This window comes from Bacillus cereus group sp. BfR-BA-01492 (assembly GCF_022662815.1).
Lineage (GTDB): Bacteria > Bacillota > Bacilli > Bacillales > Bacillaceae_G > Bacillus_A > Bacillus_A cereus_BD.
In genome coordinates this window covers 119,119-143,747 of the sequence record NZ_JAKUEH010000001.1, presented here as the reverse complement: position 1 = coordinate 143,747, position 24,629 = coordinate 119,119, and the positions used below count along the sequence as shown (strand labels likewise).

The following is a 24,629-nucleotide window of genomic DNA, read 5'->3' as shown; positions in this document are numbered from 1 at the left end:
AACTATGTCCGTCATATAAAACTTTTGTTACAATAGAAACGTATTATTGAAAAAAAGGAGTTACAGCATGACGGAAATTTGTTTAGTACGACATGGACAAACTGATTGGAACTTTCAAGAGATTATTCAAGGACGTGAAGATATTCCGCTAAATGAAGTGGGGAAAAAGCAAGCGAGTCAAAGTGCTGCTGCTTTACAATTAGAAACATGGGATGTAATTATTAGTAGTCCTTTGATTCGGGCTCAGGAAACAGCACAAGCAATTGGTGAAGCGGTAGGAATACATTCAATTATTTTGGATGAACGCTTTGTTGAACGGAATTTTGGAGAAGCTTCTGGGAAGCCAGTTGCGACAGTGAGAGAGCAGATTGCAATCGGAAACGTAGAAGGTATGGAATCGGATGAAGAGATTGTAAATCGCTGTTTTACAGCGCTACAAGATGTTGCAAAAAAGCATGCAGGAAAGCGCATCATCATTGTGGCACATTCACATGCAATTAAAGCAATTTTGCACGCGATTTTGCCAGAAGAAATTACATTTAAAACACCTTTGAAAAACGCTTGTATGAATTATGTAAAAGAAGATCAAGGAAAATGGGAAGTTTTAAAATATAACATTGCAGAGCACATTTGCGTATAAGGATGAGAATGGGGAGTTCTATGGCTACTATGTTATATGTAAGTGAGACGGCCAGATTAGTAGTTCTGCTTTAAAATATGTTATGATAGATACTTGGAGGTGTCTCTCATGATTGTAGCGACGCTAGAAAGCGTATTAATTTTAGATAAGGCAGAACAACTGGCACAGGCAGTTGTTTATTCAGATATAGCAGAGAACTATCGCAAGTGTTTCAAGGACTTACAGGAAGATTCGGAAGCGCAGGAGCTCATTCGTCAGTTCGCGGCGATGAAAGAGCGCTATGAGGAAGTTAGAAGATTTGGTAAGTATCATCCGGATTATGCTTTTGTTTCGGCAAAGATGCGAGAATTAAAGCGATCTGTAGATTTGTATGATAAGATTGCTGCTTTTAAAAAAGCGGAAAGTAATTTACAAAAATTATTAGATGAAGTGAGCGTGGCAATTGGCTCGGAAATTTCATCTGCGATTAAAGTTCCTACCGGAAATCCATTTTTTGATGCAGGTGGTTGTGGAGGCGGTTGTGGCTCCGGAGGTAGTTGTGGCTGTAAAAAAACGGGGTAATATACCCCGTTTTTGAAATGTGAAAGAAAAATAAGACCAAAGCTATGGTGTGCTATAATGTCGAAAATTTCTGATTTATGTTAGTAGAATATATAAAGAGTATGATGAAGGAGAAGATTATGTTTGGACAACGACAGAGTTTGATTGTTTATTTACATTCATTAAAACATGCCAAAATTTTACGTAAATACGGTAATATTCATTACATATCAAAACGATTAAAATATGCAGTTGTATATTGTGATATGGATCAATTAGAACATATGATGCATAAGTTAAATAAACTTCCGTTTGTTAAGAGGATTGAACAATCGTATCGTCCGTTTCTAAAAACGGAATTTGAAAATTCACGTCCAGATCGTGCGAAAGAATATGATTATAGTTAAGTAAAAACCCCCCTAGCCGATTTGGGCAGGGGGGTTTTTCGCGTGGAGGGAGGCCCCCTACTGATGAAAGTTTTACTTTATTTCATTGGGGGAATAAAGTGATTCATTCGCAAAATGCCAATTAGATGATTAAAGTACAACTCTTTTTCTGGGAAAGTTGTAGATGGTTTCACAGTAAAGGGAATTACTTTTTTGCCGATTTGTTCAGCAGTTTCTTCAAATAAAATCATTCGCTTACTTTTTTTATGATCAAGTATAGGGATGCCTTCACGACATATGTATAGTGGCTGGAAATCGCCTACAGTTGTTGGTTTTAGGATGACAACAAGTGAACATACTTTTTTATGATTTTTAACGGTTTCGAATTGTAACATATGCGTTACACGTTCTTTGTTTGCTTTGGCAATTTCAAGTAATTCATATAAGTCAGAGTAGCCTTCTCCTAGTTCAATAAAACGTTGAATCATATCATTTTCCTCCTCTTTCTTTTACTGTATCATTTCATTTTTTAAATGAAAAGAAGGCAAAGAAAAAAACCCTGCAAAGCAGGGCCCTTCTTATACTAGTATGTACTAGTAAGAAGGCAAAGGGAGAGGAGAAACCGGAGGAAGAACTTATGGGGAAACGTAAGTCTTCTCCGCGGTTGGCAACAACATCGAAGATGATGTTGTTATCTTTATTTATGTCCAATCTAATTGAAGATATACATAATGAATTTAAAATTTATCGTAGGCTTTTTATTTTTCTTTTATTTTATGATAGGATAAAAAAGGTAAAGTGAACTCGCTGCGTTAATCATAAATAGATAAAGTGTACAGGTTCATTCATTTTCTATTATATTCTTGAAGTGATTGTGAGCTGAATATACACATAAAATATTGCTGAAAATAAATATTTTTCTTTTCATAAGTAACGGATTCAGTTATTCTGTAATGGTAAAATAATTAGAAAATATTGAGGTTTGATAGCGGTTACGAATAATCGCTCCATAGTTTATAGATTGAAATAAAGGTAGTGACAACAAATGAGAGTAGTTTCTGGTAAATGTAAGGGACATCCGCTTAAAGCTGTGCCTGGTAGTACAACACGTCCAACAACAGATAAAGTAAAAGAATCTATTTTTAATATAATAGGTCCATACTTTGAGGGAGGGAGTGCCCTTGATTTATTTGGCGGAAGCGGAGGTCTTGGGATTGAAGCGCTTAGCCGAGGAATGGACAAAGTAATCTTTGTTGATCGAGATCATAAAGCAGTGAAAATAATTCATCAAAATTTGGAAAGTTGTAGAGTACATAATCAAGCTGAAGTATATAGAAATGATGCGGAAAGAGCTGTGAAAGCGCTAGTTAAACGTGAGGTTTCATTCGATCTAATCCTATTAGATCCGCCATATAAAGATCAAAAAATAGTCTCTCTCATTAGCATTATAGATCAACATGGATTGCTGAATGAAGATGGTTTAATTATGGCAGAGCATGGGAATGAAGTGATCTTACCTGAAACAATAGGAGAGCTTGTAAAGGTAAGAGCAGAAAAGTACGGTATTACAGCCATTTCGATTTATAAGTATGAAGGTGGGGGGACCGAATGACAAGCATAGCAATTTCTTCAGGGAGTTTTGATCCAATAACTCTTGGACATTTGGACATCATTAAAAGGGGAGCAAAGGTGTTCGACGAAGTATATGTTGTCGTCTTAAATAATTCAGCAAAGAAGCCATTTTTTTCGGTGGAAGAGCGTTTAGAGTTAATCCGAGAAGCAACAAAGGAGATTCCAAATGTGAAAGTAGATTCACATAGTGGGTTGTTGGTTGAATATGCGAAAATGCGCAATGCAAATGCCATTTTGCGAGGGTTACGAGCTGTTTCTGATTTCGAGTATGAGATGCAAATTACTTCGATGAATCGAAAGTTAGATGAGAATATTGAAACGTTTTTTATTATGACAAATAATCAATATTCATTCCTAAGTTCAAGTATTGTGAAGGAGGTAGCTCGTTACGGAGGGAACGTATCAGGACTTGTTCCATCTTGTGTTGAACGTGCTTTAAAAGAAAAGTTTCAAACCCCGTTAAAATAAAACGGGGTTTTTCTTTACTGATTTTGTTATAGGGAGCAGTGAGATTTTCTCGTAACTCTGTTCGATTCGCTAACGCGTTACAGAGTTAGCGTATGGTGCGTAAGAATAATAAAATAACATATAGATACAAACAAAGTAGTGTAAAAATGGGTCCATAGTGAAGAAGTAATTCCCAAGTATTTGTAAGTGCTGAAGAATAATTGGATAAAAAGACAGGGATATCTTGTTGGTTCGGTGAAAAAGAATGTGATTTTTCATACAGTGGTCCCCAAAATATAAATGTGTAAATAGGAGCAAGAATACTTTGAATGATTCGGGCAAAAAAGTAGGGTTTAAAGCGAATATCAGTATCAGCTAGTATACTTGCTACTTGCGCTTGAATCGAAAGGCCGCTGAAGGCAAGGATAAAGCTTGTAATCATTGCTTGTTCCAAAATAGTTGTATCATTTGTTTGGCTAATCATTTTACTTCCTAGTGTCATTTCAAAAAGGCCAGATAAAATAGGAATACTAAAATGAGTGGACAATTGGAAGAAAGATAAAATATGTTGCATAATAAAACTCAGAGTTGCTGTAATTTGAAAAACGGTAATCATTTTATTGAAAACAGAGAATAAGATAATAAATCCGCCAATCATAAGTAGCGTTTGAATGGAAGAAATAATGGCATCTGCTAGCAGTTTTCCAATTGGTCTTTTTTCTTGTAAACGTGTCTCATGGAGAATGGAAAAAGCATGTTGTAATGGACGTTTTTGAACGGGTGATGCATGTTTTATGTAAGGTTTATTGTCACCATAAAAGCGCATAAGTAGTCCGACAGTAAAGTTACTTATATAATGTGCGGCGGCTAAAATGAAGCCTAATTTTGGATTATTAAAGAACCCGATAGATACAGCACCGAAAATAAATAATGGGTTGGAAGAATTTGTGAAAGAGACGAGGCGTTCTGCTTCAATTTGTGTTAGTTGGTTACTTTGACGTAATCTAGCGCTTAGTTTCGCGCCAGCAGGAAAACCAGAGGCCATTCCCATTGCCCAAACAAACCCGCCGATACCAGGGACTCGGAAGAGAGGGCGCATAAGAGGTTCTAAAAGGACACCGATAAATTTTACAACGCCTATGCTAATTAAAAGCTCGGCAACGATAAAAAAAGGTAATAATGAAGGAAAGACAACCTCCCACCACATATTTAATCCGCGAATAGAAGATTGTAATGCGGCTTGGGGATGAAGTACAAGAGAGAATGTTAGAAATAGCGTTGTGATTGTGAGAAAAGCTGTTTTCCATTTTTCATACATACTGCAAAATCCCCCTTTGTCCCAAAAAACGTTCATTTCAGTATACGTGGATACATAGTAAATTTAGACCATAAGTATGAAAAAGGGGTAAAAAAAGTTTAAGGGTGATTGATATGAGAGAACCGAAAATAGGCTTGGCTCTTGGCTCTGGTGGGGCAAAAGGATTTGCTCATGTAGGGGTTATTAAGATATTACGTGAGTCTAATATTCCTATTGATATGATAGCAGGAAGTAGTATGGGGGCGCTAATTGGAACATTTTATGCTACAAGTTGTAATGTTGAAAGACTTTATCGAATGGCTTCAGTATTTAAGAGGAAATATTATTTAGATTTTACTGTTCCGAAAATGGGATTTATTTCTGGAAAACGTGTAAAAGATATGATTAAAATGTTTACATATAACAAAAAAATGGAAGAGTTAGATATCCCAACTGCAGTTGTAGCCACTGACATTTTAAAGGGGGAAAAAGTTGTATTTACAAAAGGATCTATTGCTGATGCTGTTAGGGCAAGTATTGCTGTACCAGGAGTGTTTGTTCCTGAAAAAATAGATGGGCGCTTATTAGTGGATGGAGGAGTGATTGATCGTATTCCTGTATCCGTCGTCAAAGATTTAGGGGCTGATATTGTAATTGCTGTAGATGTATCCCCTATTAAAGTAAATGGTGAAATCAATTCTATTTATGACGTAATTATGCAAAGCATTGAAATTATGCAGTATGAACTTGTTGTTAATCGACAAATTGCATCAGATTTAATGATGCGTCCAGCAGTAGAACAGTTTAGTTCTCGTGCCTTTACAAATATTGAAGAAATTATTCGAGTAGGAGAAGAAGAAGCAAAGAAACATATTCAAGATATTTACTTATTAATTGAGCAGTGGAAGGAGAAAAATAATGTTTAAGCGTTTTCGGTTTATATATGCGATTTTAATTGGAGTTATATTGGCGATGCTACTTGTATATGTTCGCCTGCCTTACTATATAACAAAACCAGGAATGGCTGCGAAGTTAACCCCTTATGTACAAGTGGAAGACGGAAAGAAAGAATCTGGTGACTTTATGCTTGTGACAGTTTCGATGGGACCTGCTAATGTAATCAATTTGATAGCTGCACAATTTAACAAATATAACCATATTTCAAAAGCGGAGGAAATATTGCAAAAAGGTGAGAGTGATGAAGAATATCAATTTCGCCAAGAGTACGCGATGAAACACTCTCAAAATGCTGCTATTTATAATGCATATAAACGAGCGAATCGTCCTGTTTCTTTTCAAAATAAAGGGATATTAGTCGCTGGTGTTGCAGACAATATGCCGGCAGAAAGAAAATTAAAGCTTGGAGATGTAATTGTAGCTGTTGATGAAAAAGCATTTGAAACGACAGAGCGATTTGCTGAATATATGACAAATAAAAAAGAAGGCGATGTTGTACATATTGAATATATAAGAAATGGAAAACATTTGAAAGAACAGTTGGCAGTAAAAGAAATCCCTGGTGGTAAGGGACGTGTTGGTATTGGAGTTTCTATTGTCACAGAACGAGAGTTAGTTGCAGATCCAAAAGTGAAGATTGATTCTCATGAGATTGGAGGACCATCAGCAGGCCTGATGTTTACGTTAGAGATTTATAATCAATTAATTGAAAACGATATGACAAAAGGGCATGAAATTGCTGGAACAGGTACAATTAATGAAAAAGGAGAGGTTGGTCCAATTGGCGGAATTCAACAAAAGGTGGTAGCTGCAAGCGACGCAGGAGCTGAAATCTTCTTTGCTCCCAATGAAAAAGGAGCGAAAAACTCAAATTATAAAAAGGCGCTTGAAGCTGCTAAAGATATTAAAACAAAAATGAAAATTGTACCGGTGGATACATTGGACGATGCATTAGCTTATTTAGAAAAGATGCCGGAGAAAAAGTAACTTCTTTTTTAAAAGTTTTTTCATTGAACTTAAAACGGAAAGCGATATGAATGATTCGTTCATATCGCTTTCCGTTTTTATAAAAATGTCTTGTCTATTTCATTATATCGAATTGGATGTTGTGTTATATTTTGTTGTATACATTTTGTGCGTAAAGGTTCTTGTAAAGCGGAAAGATAGACGGCATTTGCTCGTCGTTCTATGTTTAAAACAGGATGTTCAAATGTTTTTGTATGAGTCAGAAGAGGAAGACTTATTTGTTTTTTATTTTTAGAAAGGTAAGATTGCCCTTTTTGGGACATGCCAAGTAACCGAATATACGGTGCATGGTTTTCGATTGCGGCGCTCTCTATCTCTTCTTTTGTTGTATTGGTTAAAATATGCGTGCATACTCGCTGCAATCTTGTCCACGTATATCGTTTTGTTTTTATAGCCTCCATAAATGTAAGGAAGGATGTGGCATGCTGTATTTTAGCTAATATACGATGTTCTAAACCTTCTTCCATTTCGTATATATGTTGGAGTTCTTTAGCAGACATCGTCAAGAGTTTGTACTTGAAAAGAGGGAAATACGTTTCCCAATTATGTAATACATGGTATACATGATAATATTCTTCTAAAAGAGAAGAGGTACAATTCGGTACAAATGGATCTATACTGGTAAAGGAGCAATCCTCGATAAACAGTTGTTTGCGAATGCTTGTTGCACTGGCGATGTGCTTGTCTGTAAAGGATTCATCGTGGTAATGAGCTGCGAATCTTTTTATCGTATGAGCACGAATCATACTTTTTTGTGACAAAATGGCTTGAATATAATGTAATCCTAATATATTGTTTGGTTGTGACATATCAATTGTGTTATGTCCTGATAAAATATGAGAAAAGGCTTCAGAAGTTGCTTTTGCATAGCTATTTCCTTCGCTTATATATTGCTGTACGAGCTGATGAAAAGTATTTTGCTTCTTTTGCTGTAAAGATAGAGTATTGTAGAAGTTTTGAACGTGTCCATCTTCACTTCCAAAACAAATATCTGAAACACCAAGCGCGTTTAAAATAGAAATGCCCCCATTTGCAAATGTTTCCGCTTTTTGAGTTGCAAATGCATAAGGAAGTTCTACAACAAGATCAATACCGCCAGCTAAAGCCATTTTTGTTCGATGCCATTTAGATACGAGAGCTGGCTCACCACGTTGTAAAAAAGATCCACTCATGACCGCAATCGTAACATCGCATTGTGTTAACTTTTTTGTTTGTTGCACATGATAAACATGACCGTTATGAAAGGGGTTGTATTCAACGATAATACCGCTTGCCTTTATAATAATCTCTCCTTTCAGTGTAGCATCTTTTCGAAAAACATGATAATCTATATATTATTTACTATAATGACTTCATTATAGTGTAAAGAAAAAACATTGACAAATATAAAATGGCTAGCTATAATTTTGTTTGTTGCCTTGAGGTGATATGATATGAAATGGTCCATCCATCAATTAAACAAATTGAGACATAAAGGATTGACTTTGGATGAGATGGTAGATGTAAGTGAGCTGAAAGAAATCGAGAAAGACATTCGTTCGATTGATCCTGTTCATGTAACGGGTAGAGTTGATTTTGGCTCCAATAAGTTTACGTTTCATCTACATATAACAGGAAGCATGATTTTACCATGTTCTCGCTCTTTAGTAGATGTGACATTACCATTTGACGTGAAAACAACTGAGGTGTTCCAAACTTCAGAAGAAGAGTATGAAACAGAAGCAGAAATCCATTATTTAGAAGGAGAAGTACTTGACTTACTCCCTGTAATCAAGGAAAATATACTTTTGGAAATCCCAATGCAAATTTTCAGTGATGATGTTTCTGGAGGAACACCGATGCAAGGTCAAGACTGGCAAGTGATTTCGGAGGAAAGCAAAGAAAAGTCTGTTGATCCACGATTAGCAGGACTTGCGAAGTTTTTTGACAAATAATCGGAAGACTGGTTCAGGCCTTCATATGAAAATAATAATTTCTTTTAAGGAGGTGGGAAGAATGGCTGTACCTTTTAGAAGAACTTCTAAAACAGTAAAAAGAAAGCGTCGTACGCATTTCAAATTATCAGTACCTGGTATGGTAGAGTGCCCAAGCTGTGGTGAAGCGAAATTAGCTCACCGTGTATGTAAAGCATGCGGTACTTACAAAGGTAAAGAAGTAATCAGCAAGTAATTACGAAAAAATAAACGTAGAAGGATATCCTTTTACGTTTATTTTTTTGTTTTTTATAAAAGTGTTTGAATGGATCCCGCTATTTTAGAGCAGTAAGTCTCACGCGCCTTAAGGTTCGGAGAGAAACAAGGAAGAAAAGTAGGAGCGCGGTTTCCTGTAACTGAAGGGCTCATAATCAGTGGGGATGAATGAGATGAAGTATTTTCATGCTCTTCCTGTAGCTTTTAGAAAATAAAAAATATATTCTTTGCCTATTTGTATTCTATCTTTTCTAGTAACTGCATATGTTTAATAAAAAATGCATAAGGAGGACTAGAAAGATGGTGACAACAAGACAAGATGCATGGACTGATGATGAAGATTTGCTTCTAGCAGAGGTAGTGCTCCGGCATATTCGAGAAGGTGGAACACAACTGTCGGCTTTTAAGGAAGTCGGGAGAAACCTATCTCGCACACCTGCAGCCTGTGGATTTAGATGGAATTCTTATGTTAGAAAGCAATATAAAGAACGTATTGAAGAAGCGAAACAAATTCGAAAACGAGAAAATTATGAACAAAAGCAACCGAAAGTTATATCTCATACTTCTACGACAATTACATTGGATGATGTGATCCATTTTTTGCAAACATATAAAGATGAACAAGAATCAAGAGTGTTACAACAGAAAATTGAATTACTACAAAAGGAAAAAGAAAGACTTCTTCAGCGTCTATCCGTATATGAGGAAGAGTACCGAACGCTGCTTGATTATATTGATCGAAAAAGAAGTGTAATGGTTTTAGAGGCAAAAGGAGAAAACGTTATTCATACGAATGAAACGTTAGAAAAAATAAAAAAATAAAAACAGCTGGGAAGCAGCTGTTTTTATTTTTTTGTGAGGTGTTCTTGAATGTTAAGATAGAACATAATGAATACTATTTCATGCAGATTCTTCGTTTGTAACCGTATTCAAATTAGTTTCTGGATGCCAAATATAAAATTCACCATCTGCAGTTGTGACTTGTTGGAATGATAATGTATTCCAAAATGATGCGGATTGAATACGAGCGATTGTTTTGATAGGTATTTGTAAATTTTTCGCATAATTTACAAGCATTCGACCGAAACCTTGTTTTTGAAAAGATGGTAATACTTCCAGTTTGGACAGTTCGATATAAGGTCCTGTAATATCAAGATTTGCTTCGCCATGTCTTCTCATATACAAGCTCATGCGTGCAATGAGAGAACCACCGTAATAAATTCCATAAAACGGGGATTCGCTATCGTTCTCAATTATGTTAGCTTGTAACTCTTCGAACATAGAAAGCTCTTGAGCGCCACATCCTTTAAATTTTTTAAATTCGTCTAACGTTTTATAATTGATGAGCAAGCGCTCAACTTTTGGGAATATCATATCACCACATCCTTTTCTCGTCTTAAAAAAAGAAAAGTAAAAATATTTACAATAATATTATAACTTATTTTGTTATTTTTATGAAGAGTATGGGATATTTCTTTCGTATTTTTTTGTAAATTTGTTACACTAAAGGGTGAGATGTGTTTTTTAGTATATATGTTCTACATAAAGAGGTGTTTCCTCTACCTAGAAATTTTAAAATAGAGATCAAATATATGAATGGAGAGGAGTTAAGGAGCTTTAAAGGGATAGCTGAAAGCTCTTATGACCATAAATATGAAAATTGGAATTGTTGGCCCTGGAGCTATTGGATTGCTATATGCGTTTTATTTTAAAAAAAGTAATCAAGATGTTACATTGTTTACAAGAACTTCTGAGCAAGCAAAACAATTAACAAAAACAGGAGTAACTTGTATTCAGGATGAAATATCAGAAACGGTTTTTCCAAAAGTATTACCAGTAGAAAGTGTTGAAAAGGAGAACTTGGACTATATATTTATTGCCGTCAAGCAATATCATGTAAATCATATACTCCCTTTTCTAAGTAAGCAGCGAGTCGTATTTTTACAAAATGGGATGTCTCATCTTCAGCTTATAGAAGAATTACCGTGTGAAAATATAGCTGTAGGTATTGTCGAACATGGAGCCAAAAAAGAAAATCTTTATACGGTATGTCATACGGGAGTAGGAATAACAAAATTTGGTGTTGTTAAAGGTGATGCGCTTCAATTTGAACCGATATTCGAGTGTTTTGCTTCGCAACGCTTTTCTATGCGATTTGAAGATGACTGGAAACAGATTATGTACAATAAATTAATTGTAAATGTGTGTATTAATCCATTAACAGCTTTGTTTGGAGTTTGTAATGGAGAGTTAATATCTAACCCTTTCTTTCATCAAGCGATGAAGCAAGTATTTCAAGAAGTTGCATTTCTTATTGAAAAAGAGAAAGAAGAAGAGTTATGGAATATGGTGTGTCAAGTGTGTCAAAAAACATCTTGTAATACTTCTTCGATGTTAGCAGATGTACGAGAAAAGCGAAAAACAGAAATTGAAGCGATCGTTGGGTATGTTTTAGATGAAGCGAAGGCACGGCAGAAACAAGTACATATACTTCCATTTTTATACAATACGATAAGAGGTTTAGAAACGTAAGTTATATTCTTTGCTTTTGTGCGAAACATTGACTACAATTTGGAATGGTGAAAGAACAGGATATGAAAGGAAGAATTATATGGAGATAAAAGAAATCTCTGTTCCGCTACAAGGTGTTGTAGGGGACTACATAAAGAGTGACAATAAGATACAGACATGTTTTGACTATGCATTGACAGAGGAAGGTTTTAAACAGCGCTTGTATGATTTGCGCAATCGCAAGTTCTTCCGTCAAGAGTTGGTGGAACATTTATTAGAATATAATAAGCAATTGCAAGCAGGACAATCTACGATTCAAAATATAGAAGCGTTAGCAGATGAGAATACATATGTTGTGATTGGAGGACAGCAGGCTGGATTATTAACAGGGCCGCTTTATACGGTGCATAAAGTAATCTCGATTTTACAGCTTGCAAAAGAAAAGGAAGCCAGCCTAGGTACTCGAGTTGTTCCTGTTTTTTGGATTGCTGGTGAAGATCACGATGTTGATGAAATTAATCATACGTTTGTAACGAAAAATAAAAAAATTAAAAAGATGATTTTTCATGATCGTCATTCGAAAAAAGCGAGTGCTTCAGAATCGGAAATTTCTATTGAAGATTGTAGCAAGTGGATCGAGGAGATTTTTAAAACGTATCCGGAGACAAATTTCACAAAAGATGTACTACAGTTTATTCAAGAGGCTTTAGAAGAATCTAGTACATATGTAGACTTCTTTGCGCGTTTGATTACGAAGTTATTTGCGGATACAGGTTTAATTCTTGTCGATTCACATCATCCAAATCTTAGAAAATTAGAAGTATCCTTTTTCAAAAGGATTGTAAGTCAGTACAAAGAAGTTCAGGAAGCTCTTCATAATCAACAACAGCTTGTTAAAGAATACGGGTATAAACCTATCATTGAAACGAAACAAAATGCTATACATGTATTTATGCAAATTGATGAAGAACGTGTACTGCTAGAAGAAGAGAACGGTAAGTTTGTAGGAAAAAGTGGCGCTTATTCATTTTCATATGAAGAATTGATAGAGGAAATGGAAAAAAGTCCAGAACGGTTTAGTAATAATGTTGTAACGAGACCTCTTATGCAAGAATATCTCTTCCCGACAGTAGCTTTTATTGGAGGGCCGGGAGAAATTGCTTATTGGAGCGAATTGCAACAAGTATTTCATGTGTTTGATTTTCAGATGCCTCCTGTTGTTCCGCGTCTTACAATTAGTTATATGGAGCGCGATATTATAACGGATTTATATGATTTAAATCTCAAAGAAGAGGATCCATTTGTAAAGGATCTTGAGAAGCTGCGTGAAAAATGGTTATCAAATCAAGTGGAAGAACCGGTTGAAGAGAGATTTCAGGAAGCGAAAAAGAATATGATGGACATTCACTCTTCCTTGCGACAATTCGTAAATAGAATTGATCCAGGTTTAAAGGAATTTGCCGGAAAAAACAAAAGAAAGATTCAAGAACAAATTGAGCTGTTAGAAAGAATGCTAAAACAAAATCTGGAAAGAAAACATGAAGTGGAATTGAATAAGTTTCGTCGTTTGCAATATGCACTTCGGCCGTTAGGGGCACCGCAAGAGCGAGTATGGAACGTGTGTTATTATCTGAATCAGTATGGTCTTGATTTTGTGGAAAGAGTAACAAAACAATCGTATTCTTGGAATGGAACACATCATGTTATAAAACTATAAAATCTTGCTCTTCGGAGCAGGATTTTATTTTTGTTCCGTGGAATTACCTGTAACATGATTTTTTTCTGAATTATTAGTTTTATAGACGAGGAAATGTTAAGGACAATAAAAAGAGACATATATGACAAAATAGCACAAAATGTAAACGTATTATTAGGTTTTTCGACAGGTTTTTATTTAAATTCCCGCAAAAAATGATAAAATTTAGTATATAATAAATTAAAACTACGATTTGTGGAAATCGATTTCCACTCATAGTGCGTTAAATGAGCTGCTTGCTTGTAGCGTTTTATTTCTTCACTCATTTATAGGTGAAGAAAAAGAAAAGTTCAACATAATTATTTGGAAAAAGAGTAGGTGCAACGATGTTTAAACACGTAACAGTGCTTTTAGAGGAAACAGTAGATGGCTTGGATATAAAGCCAAATGGTACATATGTAGATTGTACACTAGGTGGCGGAGGACATAGTTCTTATTTATTATCTCAGCTAACGGAAGGAGGAAAGTTAATTGCATTTGATCAAGATGAAATTGCAATTCAAAATGCAAAAGACAAATTTTCTTCTTATGGTGAGCAATTTATAGCAGTAAAAAGTAATTTTCGTTATTTATCAGAGAAACTACATGAGTTAGGGATTACAGAAGTAGACGGAATTTTATTTGATTTAGGTGTTTCTTCTCCACAATTAGATACACCAGAACGCGGTTTTAGCTATCATCATGATGCACCGTTAGATATGCGAATGGACCAAGATGCTCCATTAACAGCATATGATGTTGTAAATAACTGGTCGTATGAACAACTTGTAAGGATTTTTTTTCAATATGGTGAAGAAAAATTTTCAAAACAAATTGCAAGGAAAATTGAAGCGTATCGTGAAAAGAAGGCAATTGAAACGACTGGGGAATTAGTGGAGCTAATCAAAGAAGGAATTCCTGCTCCTGCTCGTAGGACTGGCGGACATCCTGCAAAACGAGTTTTTCAAGCGATTCGCATTGCTGTAAATGATGAGTTGAAAGTATTTGAGGAAGCGTTGGAAGCGGCAATTGAAATGGTGAAACCTGGTGGAAGAATTAGCGTTATTACGTTCCATTCACTAGAAGATCGTATTTGTAAAACAACATTTAAACGAAATAGTACAACACCAGACCTTCCTCCAGGACTGCCGATTATCCCAGATGAGTTTAAGCCGAAACTAAAGCTCATTACAAGAAAACCGATTTTACCATCTGACGTAGAGTTAGAAGAAAATAATCGAGCGCGTTCGGCAAAGTTACGGATTGCTGAAAAACGATAAAAAGGGGAGAGAGGTATGAGTAATTTAGCTGTAAAGTACAAACAACAAACGCAAGAACAGGTACAAGTACAATCGCAAGCGCCGCAGCAGATGGTACAGCCAAAGAAGGCGAAGATTACACGAATAGAGAAGTTGTTGTATGTGGCATTTATCGGCTTTTTATTATACGCTTGTGTGGCGTTTATTGGAAATAAAGCGGGATTATATCAAGTGGATAGAGAAGCAGCGAAGATAGAAGATACAATTGTGAAACAACAAAAAGAGAATCAAGAGTTGCAAGCTGAAGTAGAAAAGTTAAGTCGTTATGAGCGAATCGCTAAAATTGCAAAAAAACACGGGCTAGAAATTAATGCAAATAATGTGAAAGGCTTACATTAATGCAAATAGGTGTGAAACAATGATGAAGATGAACATGAACAAATTTCATACCAATAAGGGAGCAGGTTACTTTATGATATTTTTCCTCCTGCTCTTTTTGCTGTTGTTAGCCCGATTCTTTTATATTCAAGCAACAGGAACAGTGCATAATCAAGATTTAAGGAAACTAGCCCAAGCTAAACATAATAAAACAGGTGTACTAGAAGCAAACCGCGGTACCATTTATGATCAAAATGGTCATGTTCTTGCGCAGGATGCAAACTCATATAAGCTTGTTGCGGCACTTAAAGGTGATAATGCCGTTAAAAACAAAGAAGATGCAGCGAAAAAAATCGCTAGTGTACTTGATAAAGATGAAGAGAAAATTTTAACGACTCTAAAAAAAGACAAGAGCCAAGTAGAATTTGGAGCGTTAGGAAAGAATTTAACGAAAGAAACGAAAGAACAAATAGAAGCTTTAAAGATACCTGGAATTTCGTTTATTACAGAAAAAGCTAGGGTATATCCAAATGGAGACTTCGCTTCTTACATACTAGGGTACTCAAGGATAAATGATGAAGGTGCCACAGTAGGGGCGGGAGGCTTAGAAAAGAGTTTAGATAAGTTTTTACGCGCTTCTAATGGAAGTGTAGGATATACAGGAGGGCATAACGGTGTTCCTCTTGAAGGCGGAAAACAAAGTATAAAGCCTCCTAAAAACGGCGATAATGTCTATTTGACAATTGATCAGCGCATTCAAAGCTTTTTAGAAAATGCAATGAAGGCAGCGGCAGAGCATTATGAACCAGGAATGCTAACGGCAGTGGTCGCTGATCCGAAAACAGGGAAAATATTAGCAATGTCTAGTAGTCCTAGTTATGATCCGAATAAACCGAAGATAGAGAACTACTTAAATGTACCAGTTGCAACTACATTTGAGCCAGGATCAACAATGAAAATATTTACATTAGCAGCAGCAATTAATGAAGGAAAATATAATGGACAAGAATATTATCAATCTGGTACGTATCCAGTTGGCAACCGGAGAATAAAAGACCATAACGGCGGTGCTGGATGGGGATCCATTACATTTGATGAAGGAGTTGAACGTTCTTCTAACGTTGCATTTGCAATTTTGGGGGATAAAAAACTTGGTCCAGATTTATTCCGTCAATATATTCATAAGTTTGGCTTGGATGAAAAGACTGGCATCGATTTGCCAGGAGAAGTTGATAATAAAATTGTATTTGATTCGCAAATTCAGCAAGTAACAACTGCGTTTGGTCAAGGCTCTACTGTAACTCCAATACAGCTTGTACAAGCTGCAACAGCGATTGCAAATGAAGGGAAAATGATGAAACCATATGTTATTGATCGAATTGTAGATCCGATAACAGGAAAGGTAGAACTACAACATAAACCAGAAGAGGTAGGGAAACCAGTTTCAAAAGAAACGGCGGCGCAAGTTAGACAATTATTAGAACGTGTCGTTACATCACCAAAAGGAACAGGTAATGCCTATAAGATTGACGGATATTCAGTAGGTGGTAAAACGGGTACAGCACAAATTCCTGATGGAAAAGGTGGGTACATGACTGGTAGAGAAAATTATATTTTCTCTTTCCTCGGTATGGCACCGATGGATGATCCTCAATTGGTTGTTTACTTAGCAATTAAACAACCAAAACTAAAAGACGATGAATACGGAGCAAAGCCGCTTGCTGAAATTTTCAAATCGGTAACAAAAGATAGCTTAGAATATTTAAAGATTAAACCGAAGGAAGTAAAAGATCCGAAGAAATATGTGAAAGAACAGCAAGTAGTCGTTCCGGATGTTACAGGAAAAACAATGGAAGAAGCAAAAAAAATACTAGAAAAAGTGAATGTTAGACCAACTATACTAGGTGAAGGTAAAGTGAAGCAACAAGTGCCGAAAGCGACTGAAAAAACATTAAAAGGTGATCGTATTTTCTTAGTTGGTGAGAAACCAAAGATGCCGAATATCCAAGGCTGGGCACTGCGAGATGTGATGAATTTAGCAAAAACGTTAAATCTCAATTTAAAACCTTCTGGAACAGGATATGTAACCGAGCAAAATGTGGAAGAAGGGGCATTGTTGCAACCAGGGACGGAATTAGCTGTGACACTTATACCACCACTTGAACCACAACAAGAGGCAGAGGAGCCACAGTAGGAAATTGTGAAAGTGATAAACAAAAGTAGAAAGTTCTAATCAAATCGGTACAAGCATATATTGGAACAAGCTAGGCGTAAGGGGGGCTTGTTCCAATATGCGTGTCTCGAATGTAACGGTGAGAAAACGACTAATTTTTATACTGATATGTGGCTTGCTTGTTTTTACGATTATCGATATTCGGCTTGGATATGTACAATTTTTCCTTGGGAATATGCTAACGGATCGTGCAAAAGATTCATGGAGTCGTAATATTACCTTTGAACCAGAGCGTGGGAAGATTTTAGATCGAAATGGTGTAGAACTCGCAACAAATAAAAGTGCGCCAACTGTTTTTGTTGTACCAAGACAACTCGAAAATCCAGCGGAAACTGCAGAGAAGTTGGCTGCAGTTTTAGGTGTGGAGAGAGAAGAAATTTATAAACGAATTACAAAGAAAGAATCTATCGTGAGACTCGACAAAGGTGGAAGGAAAATTTCGCATGATAAGGCGAAAGAAGTACGAGGGTTAAGTTTAAAAGGTGTATATATTGCTGAAGATTCTATTCGGCATTATCCATTTGGTAAATATTTAGCGCATGTGTTAGGATTTGCTGGGAGCGATAATCAAGGTTTGATGGGGCTTGAAGCATATTATGATAAAGAGCTAAATGGTGACAAAGGTTATGTTCGTTTTTTTGCTGATGCAAAAGGGCAGCGAATGCCTAATGTGGGAGACGACTTTAAAAAGCCAGAAGCGGGTTTGAATTTAAGGTTAACAATTGACTCTCGTATACAAGCAATCATGGAGAGGGAACTAAATATCGCGGATTCGACTTATAATCCGGATGGTATGATCGCAATTGCGATGAATCCGAAAAATGGTGAGATACTGGGGATGTCGAGTCGTCCAAGTTTTGATCCAGCAGATTTTCAAAGCGTTTCTCCAGAAGTATTTAATCGAAACTTGCCCGTATGGAGTACATATGAACCAGGATCAACTTTTAAAATTATTACCTTAGCTGCGGCTTTAAATGAAAAATTAGTAGACTTAGAGAAAGATACGTTTTATGATGATGGAGCAGCTGAAGTTGGTGGCGCTAGGCTGCGATGCTGGAAAGCTGGAGGCCACGGAAGTCAAACGTTTTTAGAAGTCGTGCAAAACTCTTGTAACCCTGGATTTATTGAGCTTGGAGATCGCCTCGGTAAAGAAAAGTTATTCCAATATATTCGAGATTTTGGGTTTGGGCAAAAAACGGGAATTGACTTGCAAGGAGAAGGGAAAGGGATTTTATTTAATCTTGATAAGGTAGGACCAGTTGAACAAGCGACAACATCATTTGGGCAAGGGGTTTCTGTTACACCCATTCAGCAAGTTGCCGCGGTAGCAGCTGCTGTCAATGGTGGGAATTTATATCAACCTTATATTGCTAAAGAATTTGTTGATCCAATTACGAAACAAGTTGTCAGTAAGAAAAGTCCAAGTGCGAAAAGGAAGGTTATTTCCAAGGAAACATCAGAGAAGGTTCGATATGCGTTAGAGAATGTTGTTGCGAAAGGTTCTGGTAGGAGCGCTTATATTGATGGGTATCGTGTTGGAGGAAAGACAGGAACAGCGCAAAAGGTAAAGGATGGAAAATATTTAGACAATAACTATATTGTATCTTTTATCAGCTTTGCACCAGCAGATGATCCGCAAATTGTTGTGTATGTTGCCGTTGATAACCCGAAAGGGATCACGCAATTTGGTGGTGTAGTTGCTGCACCGATTGTAGGGAATATACTTCGTGATGTTCTTCCTGCTATGGGGGTAGAGCCGAGAAAAGAACAAGTGGAAAAAGAATATAAATGGGGCGATACACCTACTGTAGAAGTTCCAGATTTAATTGGTATGGATAAAAAAGATTTACAAACACAACTCATAGACTTGAAGCTTGATGTGAGCGGTGAAGGAAAAAAGGTGATTAAGCAATCACCAGAAGCTGGTACAAAAGTAAAAGAAGGCTCAAAAATTAGAATTTACTTCGGTAATTAAAGGTAAGAGATTGTGTTTTATGGTACAATTGGTGGAAGTTAGTTCTATCATTTAGAGAAATGTTCTCATGAAAATTCATTCTTATGAAAAGAAGACATATGATTTTTAAGTATGAGAACGAAAGGTGAGTGGACTGGAATGAGACAATCGTGTGTCTCATTCATACATGGTTGCTTTTAGACCATGGGGTCGTTACCTCCCGATTCAAATGAGAAGTGGGAGGTAACTTATTTAATAAAAAAGATAAATAAACAATGTAGAGAGGGTTTAGTGAAATGAAGTTGCACACACTTGTATCATGTTTGCATGATTTTCCAGTTGTTCCAAAAGAAAATCCAGAAATTACATCTATTGAAGCAGATTCACGTAAGGTAACAAATGGAAGCTTATTTGTATGTATGAAAGGATATACGGTTGATAGCCATGATTTTGCTGAGCAAGCAGCCGCGCAAGGTGCGGCTGCTATTGTTGCGGAAAGACCGATTGATGTTGACGTTCCAGTTGTACTTGTGAAAGATACTTTTCGTTCATTAGCTGTGTTAGCGGACTATTTTTATGAGCAGCCAACACATAAATTGCACCTCATTGGTATTACAGGTACAAATGGAAAGACAACAACATCGCACATTATAGATGAAATTATGCGAGCACACGGTCATAAAACAGGACTAATTGGAACAATTAATATGAAAATCGGTGATGAAACATTTGCAGTGAAAAATACAACACCTGATGCATTGACGCTTCAACAAACATTTCACCGTATGGTGGAAGAAAATGTGAATAGTGCAGTCATGGAAGTTTCTTCACATGCATTAGATCTGGGTCGTGTACATGGTTGTGATTATGATGTAGCAGTATTTACAAATTTAACACAAGATCATTTAGATTATCACAAGACGATGGAAGAGTATAAGCATGCTAAAGGATTACTTTTTGCTCAGCTTGGTAATAGCTATCATCATAATCGTGAAAAGTATGCCGTATTAAATAATGATGATGCAGCAACAGAAGGGTATATAAGAAGTACAGCGGCTACGGTTGTTACGTATGGAATTGATACCCACAGTGATGTAATGGCGAAGGATATCGTTATGACAAGCGGCGGTACGACATTTACTCTTGTTACACCGTACGAAAGTAAAAAAATTACGATGAAATTAATTGGGAAGTTTAATGTATATAATGCTTTAGCCGCTACAGCAGCAGGACTTGTATCTGGTGTATTTCTGCAAACAATCATAGATGTTTTAGAACATTTAACTGGTGTCGCAGGTCGATTTGAAGTTGTAGATGGTGGTCAGGATTATACAGTAATTGTTGATTATGCGCATACGCCTGATAGTTTAGAAAATGTATTAACAACGGCGAAGCAATTTGCAAAAGGTAATGTATATTGCATCGTTGGTTGCGGTGGGGATCGTGATAAAACGAAAAGACCGATTATGGCAGGTGTCGCGACAGAATATGCAACGCATGCTATCTTAACTTCAGATAATCCGAGAAGTGAAGATCCACAAGCTATTTTGGATGATATGTTAACTGGTGTAAAAGGGAATAATTATGAAGTAATTGTTGATCGGAAGAAAGCGATTTTTCATGCTATTTCTGAAGCACAAGCGGATGATATTATTATTATTGCTGGAAAAGGTCATGAAACGTATCAAATTATTGGAAAAGAAGTACATCATTTTGACGATCGTGAAGTTGCTAAAGAAGCAATCACAGAACGTTTAAACAACAGAGAGTAACAACATGAGAGGGGGACTACATGTGCTTGAACAAGGTTTATTAGTAACGGCTGGGGTAGCGTTCTTAATTTCAGTTGCCCTTTCGCCATTGTTTATTCCGTTTTTACGAAAATTAAAGTTTGGACAGAGCATTCGCGATGAAGGACCAAAATCGCATCAAAAAAAATCAGGAACACCAACGATGGGTGGTATTGTTATTTACGTGTCTATGATGGTAACAACACTCATTATGGCAATTAAGTTTGAACATTTAGGCGCAGAAGTGTCATTACTATTATTAGTAACGTTCGGTTACGGGTTGATTGGGTTTTTAGATGATTATATAAAAGTCGTTAAGAAACGTAATCTTGGTTTAACATCAAAACAGAAATTACTTGGGCAACTGATTATTGCCATTGCGTTTTTTGCTATTGCGAAAGGGCAAGGGTTTGATACACATTTAATGATTCCAGGAACGGATATGAAATTTGATTTACACTGGGCATATTTTATTCTTGTGTTGTTTATGCTTATTGGGGGATCAAATGCAGTCAATTTGACAGACGGACTAGATGGTTTGCTATCAGGAACAGCCGCTATCGCATTTGGTGCGTTTAGTATCATAGCAGTAGCGCAAGAGCAATATGCTGTAGCGATTTTCTGTATGGCAGTTGTAGGGGCTGTACTTGGGTTCTTAGTATTTAATGCGAATCCAGCCAAAGTCTTTATGGGTGATACAGGCTCACTTGCTTTAGGTGGTGCAATTGCAGCTGTGGCGATTTTGTTAAAACAAGAATTATTACTTGTTATTATCGGCGGCGTATTTGTAATGGAAACTTTATCTGTTATTATCCAAGTTATTTCATTTAAAACAACTGGAAAACGTGTCTTTAAAATGAGTCCACTACATCATCATTATGAATTATGTGGTTGGTCAGAATGGCGTGTTGTTGTAACATTTTGGTCTGTAGGATTTTTACTAGCAGTATTAGGAATTTATATCGGGGTGTGGATGTAATTGAAAACGGTAACTGATTATCAAAATAAAAATATTCTTGTATTAGGCATTGCAAAAAGTGGTTATGCAGCAGCAAATTTATTAAAAAGCTTAGGAGCAAATGTCATTGTAAATGATGGAAAGCCTTTAGCGAATAATGAGTTAGCAGCAGAACTACAAGCGAAAGGAATGGATGTAGTATGCGGGGGACATCCATTAGAATTATTAGAAAGAAATATTGCGCTTGTAGTGAAAAATCCAGGAATCCCCTATTCCAATCCACTGCTAGTTGCAGCGAAAGAGAAACAGATTCCTATTATCACTGAAATAGAATTAGCATATCGTATTTCAGAGGTACCATTTATTGGTATTACAGGGTCAAATGGTAAAACAACAACAACAATGCTAACGTTTGAAATGTTAAAAGAGGGAGAAAAGCATCCCGTTATTGCTGGTAACATAGGAACAGTAGCATGTGAAGTAGCACAATCAGTGAAAGGGAATGAAGTGCTTGTGACGGAACTTTCGTCATTTCAATTAATGGGTGTAGAGACATTTCAGCCTAAGGTTGCAGCGTTTTTAAACTTATTTGAAGCACATTTAGATTACCATGGTACAAAAAAAGAATATGGTTTAGCGAAAGCGAATATTTTTAAAAACCAGACGGCAGCAGATTATAGTGTGATAAATGCAGATGATGCAGATGTGATGGCATTATCTGCCGATAGCAAAGGGCAAAAGATATTGTTTTCTGCTACAAAAGAAATTGAAGATGGCGCATGTATAAAAGAGAATGCTCTTTATTTTAAAGGTGAGAAAGTTGTTGAAATCAAGGACGTTGTTTTACCAGGTAAACACAACCTGGAAAATATTTTGGCGGCAATGAGTATTGCGAAATTGTTAGGTGTAGCAAATGAGGCAATTGTTGCCGTGTTAAAACGATTCACAGGTGTAAAGCATCGCTTAGAATATGTGACAACGATTCATAACCGAAAGTTTTATAATGATTCAAAAGCAACGAATATGTTGGCGACTGAGAAGGCATTATCAGCATTTACAAGCCCTGTCATTCTACTTGCAGGTGGACTAGATCGCGGGAATGAATTTGATGATTTAATTCCATATTTTGAACAACATGTAAAAGCGATTGTAACATATGGACAAACTGCACCGAAACTAGTTCATGCAGCTGAAAAAGCAGGGTTAGCAATTATTGAAACTGTCAATCATTTAGAAGAAGCGGTAGAAAGAGCATATGCTCACTCTACTGATGGAGATGTTATCTTACTTTCACCAGCATGCGCGAGCTGGGATCAATTTAAAACATTTGAAGAAAGAGGAGACATTTTTATACAAGCTGTGCATAAACTTATATAAAGTAAATCAAAACATCAGTAGGCTGACACCTACTGATGTTTTGTTACATAGGACAAAAATGCTTTGTCTATAAAGGTGGTGGTCAATGCCAATGAAAAAAACGCCTGATTTTATTCTCATTATTGTTACACTTTTATTATTAACAATCGGAATGATTATGGTCTACAGTGCAAGTGCTGTCTGGGCTTCCTATAAGATGGGAGATTCATTCTTTTTTGCGAAACGGCAACTACTATTTGCAGGACTTGGAGTAGTGGCGATGTTTTTTATTATGAAAGTCGATTATTGGGTGTGGCGAACCTACTCCAAGGTCATTTTACTCGTTTGTTTTATTCTTCTTATTCTTGTTCTCATTCCTGGAGTCGGACTTGTTCGAGGAGGAGCGCGGAGCTGGATTGGTATCGGAGCGTTTTCCATTCAACCTTCAGAGTTTATGAAATTTGCGATGATTATTTTCTTAGCCAAATTTTTGGCGGAAAAACAGAAGGTAATTCCATCGTTTAAACGAGGGTTACTTCCTGCACTTAGTTTTGTTTTTGTCGCTTTTGGAATGATTATGCTTCAGCCGGATTTAGGAACAGGAACAGTTATGGTTGGGACATGTATTATTATGATCTTTATTTCAGGAGCCCGCGTTTTTCATTTTGCAATGTTAGGATTAGTTGGTATGGCTGGATTTGTTGGATTAATTGCCTCGGCACCTTATCGAATAAAGCGAATTACATCTTATTTAGATCCTTGGTCGGATCCTCTTGGAAGTGGATTCCAAATTATTCAATCATTACTTGCGATTGGTCCAGGTGGTTTATTTGGACTAGGACTAGGACAAAGCAGACAAAAGTTTCTATATTTACCAGAACCACAAACAGATTTTATATTTGCAATTTTGTCAGAAGAACTAGGTTTTATTGGCGGTTCGTTTGTGTTATTATTATTTAGTCTGTTATTATGGCGCGGAATTCGTATAGCGTTAGGAGCGCCTGATTTATATGGTACGTTTTTAGCAGTAGGTATTGTGGCGATGATTGCGATTCAAGTGATGATTAATGTTGGTGTTGTAACAGGGCTGATGCCTGTTACAGGAATTACTTTGCCATTTTTAAGTTATGGTGGATCAAGTTTGACTTTGATGCTAATGGCAGTTGGCGTATTGTTGAATATAAGCCGCCATTCTCGCTACTAAACCCTGTTTATAAGACAGGGTTTTTCGTATGTATGAGAACGTCATTTATCCCGCAATAGCCCGATTGGTGAGGGCTCATCAAAGTTTCACTTTATCATACAAATATAAACATGTGTACAATTGAAATTAGAATAGAG

Annotated in this window: 24 protein-coding genes; 20 read left to right on the top strand and 4 right to left on the bottom strand. The window is 36.5% G+C overall.

What is annotated here, in order from left to right:
• Window positions 1–67 precede the first annotated feature (67 nt).
• From MR063_RS00715 to MR063_RS00705, 3 genes are all read left to right on the top strand, one after another.
• Window positions 68–640 (top strand): histidine phosphatase family protein, encoded by a 573-nt coding sequence (locus tag MR063_RS00715; protein ID WP_242192799.1) that lies wholly within the window; start codon window positions 68–70, stop codon window positions 638–640.
• 108 nt (window positions 641–748) lie between these two features.
• On the top strand, window positions 749–1,201 hold the full coding sequence (locus tag MR063_RS00710; protein WP_242192797.1) for a YlbF/YmcA family competence regulator: 453 nt from the start codon (window positions 749–751) through the stop codon (window positions 1,199–1,201).
• Between the two features lie 119 nt (window positions 1,202–1,320).
• Window positions 1,321–1,587, top strand: a complete 267-nt coding sequence (locus MR063_RS00705) for a YlbG family protein (protein WP_012095083.1) — start codon at window positions 1,321–1,323, stop codon at window positions 1,585–1,587.
• A 77-nt stretch (window positions 1,588–1,664) separates the two neighbouring features.
• Here the strand turns inward: MR063_RS00705 and MR063_RS00700 are convergent, their stop codons facing one another.
• On the bottom strand, window positions 1,665–2,054 hold the full coding sequence (locus tag MR063_RS00700) for a DUF7147 family protein (RefSeq protein ID WP_242143525.1): 390 nt from the start codon (window positions 2,052–2,054) through the stop codon (window positions 1,665–1,667).
• A 557-nt stretch (window positions 2,055–2,611) separates the two neighbouring features.
• Between MR063_RS00700 and rsmD the strand changes: the two genes are divergently transcribed.
• Together rsmD and coaD are read left to right on the top strand one after the other, a co-directional pair.
• On the top strand, window positions 2,612–3,178 hold the full coding sequence (gene rsmD / locus MR063_RS00695; RefSeq protein WP_242192795.1) for a 16S rRNA (guanine(966)-N(2))-methyltransferase RsmD: 567 nt from the start codon (window positions 2,612–2,614) through the stop codon (window positions 3,176–3,178).
• Window positions 3,175–3,666, top strand: coding sequence for a pantetheine-phosphate adenylyltransferase (gene coaD, locus MR063_RS00690; protein WP_242143523.1), 492 nt, complete (start codon window positions 3,175–3,177; stop codon window positions 3,664–3,666). Before rsmD ends, coaD begins: the two co-directional genes overlap by 4 nt.
• An 85-nt stretch (window positions 3,667–3,751) precedes the next feature.
• Here coaD and ylbJ read toward each other — a convergent pair whose 3' ends face one another.
• On the bottom strand, window positions 3,752–4,963 hold the full coding sequence (gene ylbJ, locus MR063_RS00685) for a sporulation integral membrane protein YlbJ (RefSeq protein ID WP_242192793.1): 1,212 nt from the start codon (window positions 4,961–4,963) through the stop codon (window positions 3,752–3,754).
• 113 nt (window positions 4,964–5,076) lie between these two features.
• Between ylbJ and MR063_RS00680 the strand changes: the two genes are divergently transcribed.
• Together MR063_RS00680 and MR063_RS00675 are read left to right on the top strand one after the other, a co-directional pair.
• A complete protein-coding gene (locus tag MR063_RS00680) occupies window positions 5,077–5,868 on the top strand; it encodes a patatin-like phospholipase family protein (protein ID WP_242192791.1) in 792 nt (263 codons plus the stop codon).
• On the top strand, window positions 5,861–6,886 hold the full coding sequence (locus MR063_RS00675; RefSeq protein ID WP_242192788.1) for a SepM family pheromone-processing serine protease: 1,026 nt from the start codon (window positions 5,861–5,863) through the stop codon (window positions 6,884–6,886). Before MR063_RS00680 ends, MR063_RS00675 begins: the two co-directional genes overlap by 8 nt.
• 77 nt (window positions 6,887–6,963) lie before the next feature.
• On the opposite strand, the gene MR063_RS00670 is transcribed toward MR063_RS00675, so the two are convergent.
• Window positions 6,964–8,205, bottom strand: a complete 1,242-nt coding sequence (locus MR063_RS00670) for a nucleotidyltransferase (RefSeq protein WP_313928198.1) — start codon at window positions 8,203–8,205, stop codon at window positions 6,964–6,966.
• 153 nt (window positions 8,206–8,358) lie between these two features.
• Between MR063_RS00670 and MR063_RS00665 the strand changes: the two genes are divergently transcribed.
• The 3 genes from MR063_RS00665 (at window position 8,359) to MR063_RS00655 (ending at window position 9,936) form a co-directional block, all read left to right on the top strand.
• Window positions 8,359–8,859 (top strand): YceD family protein, encoded by a 501-nt coding sequence (locus MR063_RS00665; protein ID WP_242192787.1) that lies wholly within the window; start codon window positions 8,359–8,361, stop codon window positions 8,857–8,859.
• 61 nt (window positions 8,860–8,920) lie between these two features.
• Entirely contained in the window at window positions 8,921–9,094 is a 174-nt protein-coding gene (gene rpmF / locus MR063_RS00660; protein WP_001984764.1) for a 50S ribosomal protein L32, read from the top strand.
• A 320-nt stretch (window positions 9,095–9,414) separates the two neighbouring features.
• Window positions 9,415–9,936: an RsfA family transcriptional regulator gene (locus MR063_RS00655; RefSeq protein WP_242144466.1), complete on the top strand. Its 522-nt coding sequence runs from the start codon at window positions 9,415–9,417 to the stop codon at window positions 9,934–9,936.
• 78 nt (window positions 9,937–10,014) lie between these two features.
• Here MR063_RS00655 and MR063_RS00650 read toward each other — a convergent pair whose 3' ends face one another.
• Entirely contained in the window at window positions 10,015–10,488 is a 474-nt protein-coding gene (locus tag MR063_RS00650; protein WP_242192785.1) for an N-acetyltransferase, read from the bottom strand.
• A 273-nt stretch (window positions 10,489–10,761) separates the two neighbouring features.
• On the opposite strand from MR063_RS00650, the gene panE reads away from it, so the two are divergent.
• The 10 genes from panE to spoVE all read left to right on the top strand — a co-directional run bounded on the left by panE (window position 10,762) and on the right by spoVE (window position 24,492).
• On the top strand, window positions 10,762–11,646 hold the full coding sequence (gene panE / locus MR063_RS00645; protein ID WP_242193322.1) for a 2-dehydropantoate 2-reductase: 885 nt from the start codon (window positions 10,762–10,764) through the stop codon (window positions 11,644–11,646).
• Window positions 11,647–11,725: 79 nt separating this feature from the next.
• Window positions 11,726–13,342 carry a bacillithiol biosynthesis cysteine-adding enzyme BshC gene (gene bshC / locus MR063_RS00640; protein ID WP_242192784.1) on the top strand — a complete coding sequence of 539 codons (1,617 nt, stop codon included), beginning with the start codon at window positions 11,726–11,728 and terminating at the stop codon, window positions 13,340–13,342.
• 365 nt (window positions 13,343–13,707) lie between these two features.
• Window positions 13,708–14,640 carry a 16S rRNA (cytosine(1402)-N(4))-methyltransferase RsmH gene (gene rsmH, locus MR063_RS00635; protein ID WP_242144469.1) on the top strand — a complete coding sequence of 311 codons (933 nt, stop codon included), beginning with the start codon at window positions 13,708–13,710 and terminating at the stop codon, window positions 14,638–14,640.
• A 15-nt stretch (window positions 14,641–14,655) separates the two neighbouring features.
• The gene (gene ftsL / locus MR063_RS00630) at window positions 14,656–15,018 is read left to right on the top strand and encodes a cell division protein FtsL (protein WP_242144470.1); all 363 of its coding nucleotides are present in this window, start codon (window positions 14,656–14,658) and stop codon (window positions 15,016–15,018) included.
• Between the two features lie 22 nt (window positions 15,019–15,040).
• On the top strand, window positions 15,041–17,191 hold the full coding sequence (locus tag MR063_RS00625; RefSeq protein WP_242193321.1) for a penicillin-binding protein: 2,151 nt from the start codon (window positions 15,041–15,043) through the stop codon (window positions 17,189–17,191).
• Between the two features lie 97 nt (window positions 17,192–17,288).
• Window positions 17,289–19,205 carry a stage V sporulation protein D gene (locus tag MR063_RS00620; protein ID WP_242144471.1) on the top strand — a complete coding sequence of 639 codons (1,917 nt, stop codon included), beginning with the start codon at window positions 17,289–17,291 and terminating at the stop codon, window positions 19,203–19,205.
• Between the two features lie 275 nt (window positions 19,206–19,480).
• Window positions 19,481–20,956, top strand: coding sequence for a UDP-N-acetylmuramoyl-L-alanyl-D-glutamate--2,6-diaminopimelate ligase (locus MR063_RS00615; RefSeq protein ID WP_242192780.1), 1,476 nt, complete (start codon window positions 19,481–19,483; stop codon window positions 20,954–20,956).
• A 22-nt stretch (window positions 20,957–20,978) separates the two neighbouring features.
• Window positions 20,979–21,953 carry a phospho-N-acetylmuramoyl-pentapeptide-transferase gene (mraY, locus tag MR063_RS00610; RefSeq protein WP_242144473.1) on the top strand — a complete coding sequence of 325 codons (975 nt, stop codon included), beginning with the start codon at window positions 20,979–20,981 and terminating at the stop codon, window positions 21,951–21,953.
• The gene (murD, locus tag MR063_RS00605) at window positions 21,954–23,309 is read left to right on the top strand and encodes a UDP-N-acetylmuramoyl-L-alanine--D-glutamate ligase (protein WP_242192779.1); all 1,356 of its coding nucleotides are present in this window, start codon (window positions 21,954–21,956) and stop codon (window positions 23,307–23,309) included.
• A gap of 85 nt (window positions 23,310–23,394) precedes the next feature.
• Entirely contained in the window at window positions 23,395–24,492 is a 1,098-nt protein-coding gene (gene spoVE, locus MR063_RS00600) for a stage V sporulation protein E (RefSeq protein ID WP_242144475.1), read from the top strand.
• Window positions 24,493–24,629 lie beyond the last annotated feature (137 nt).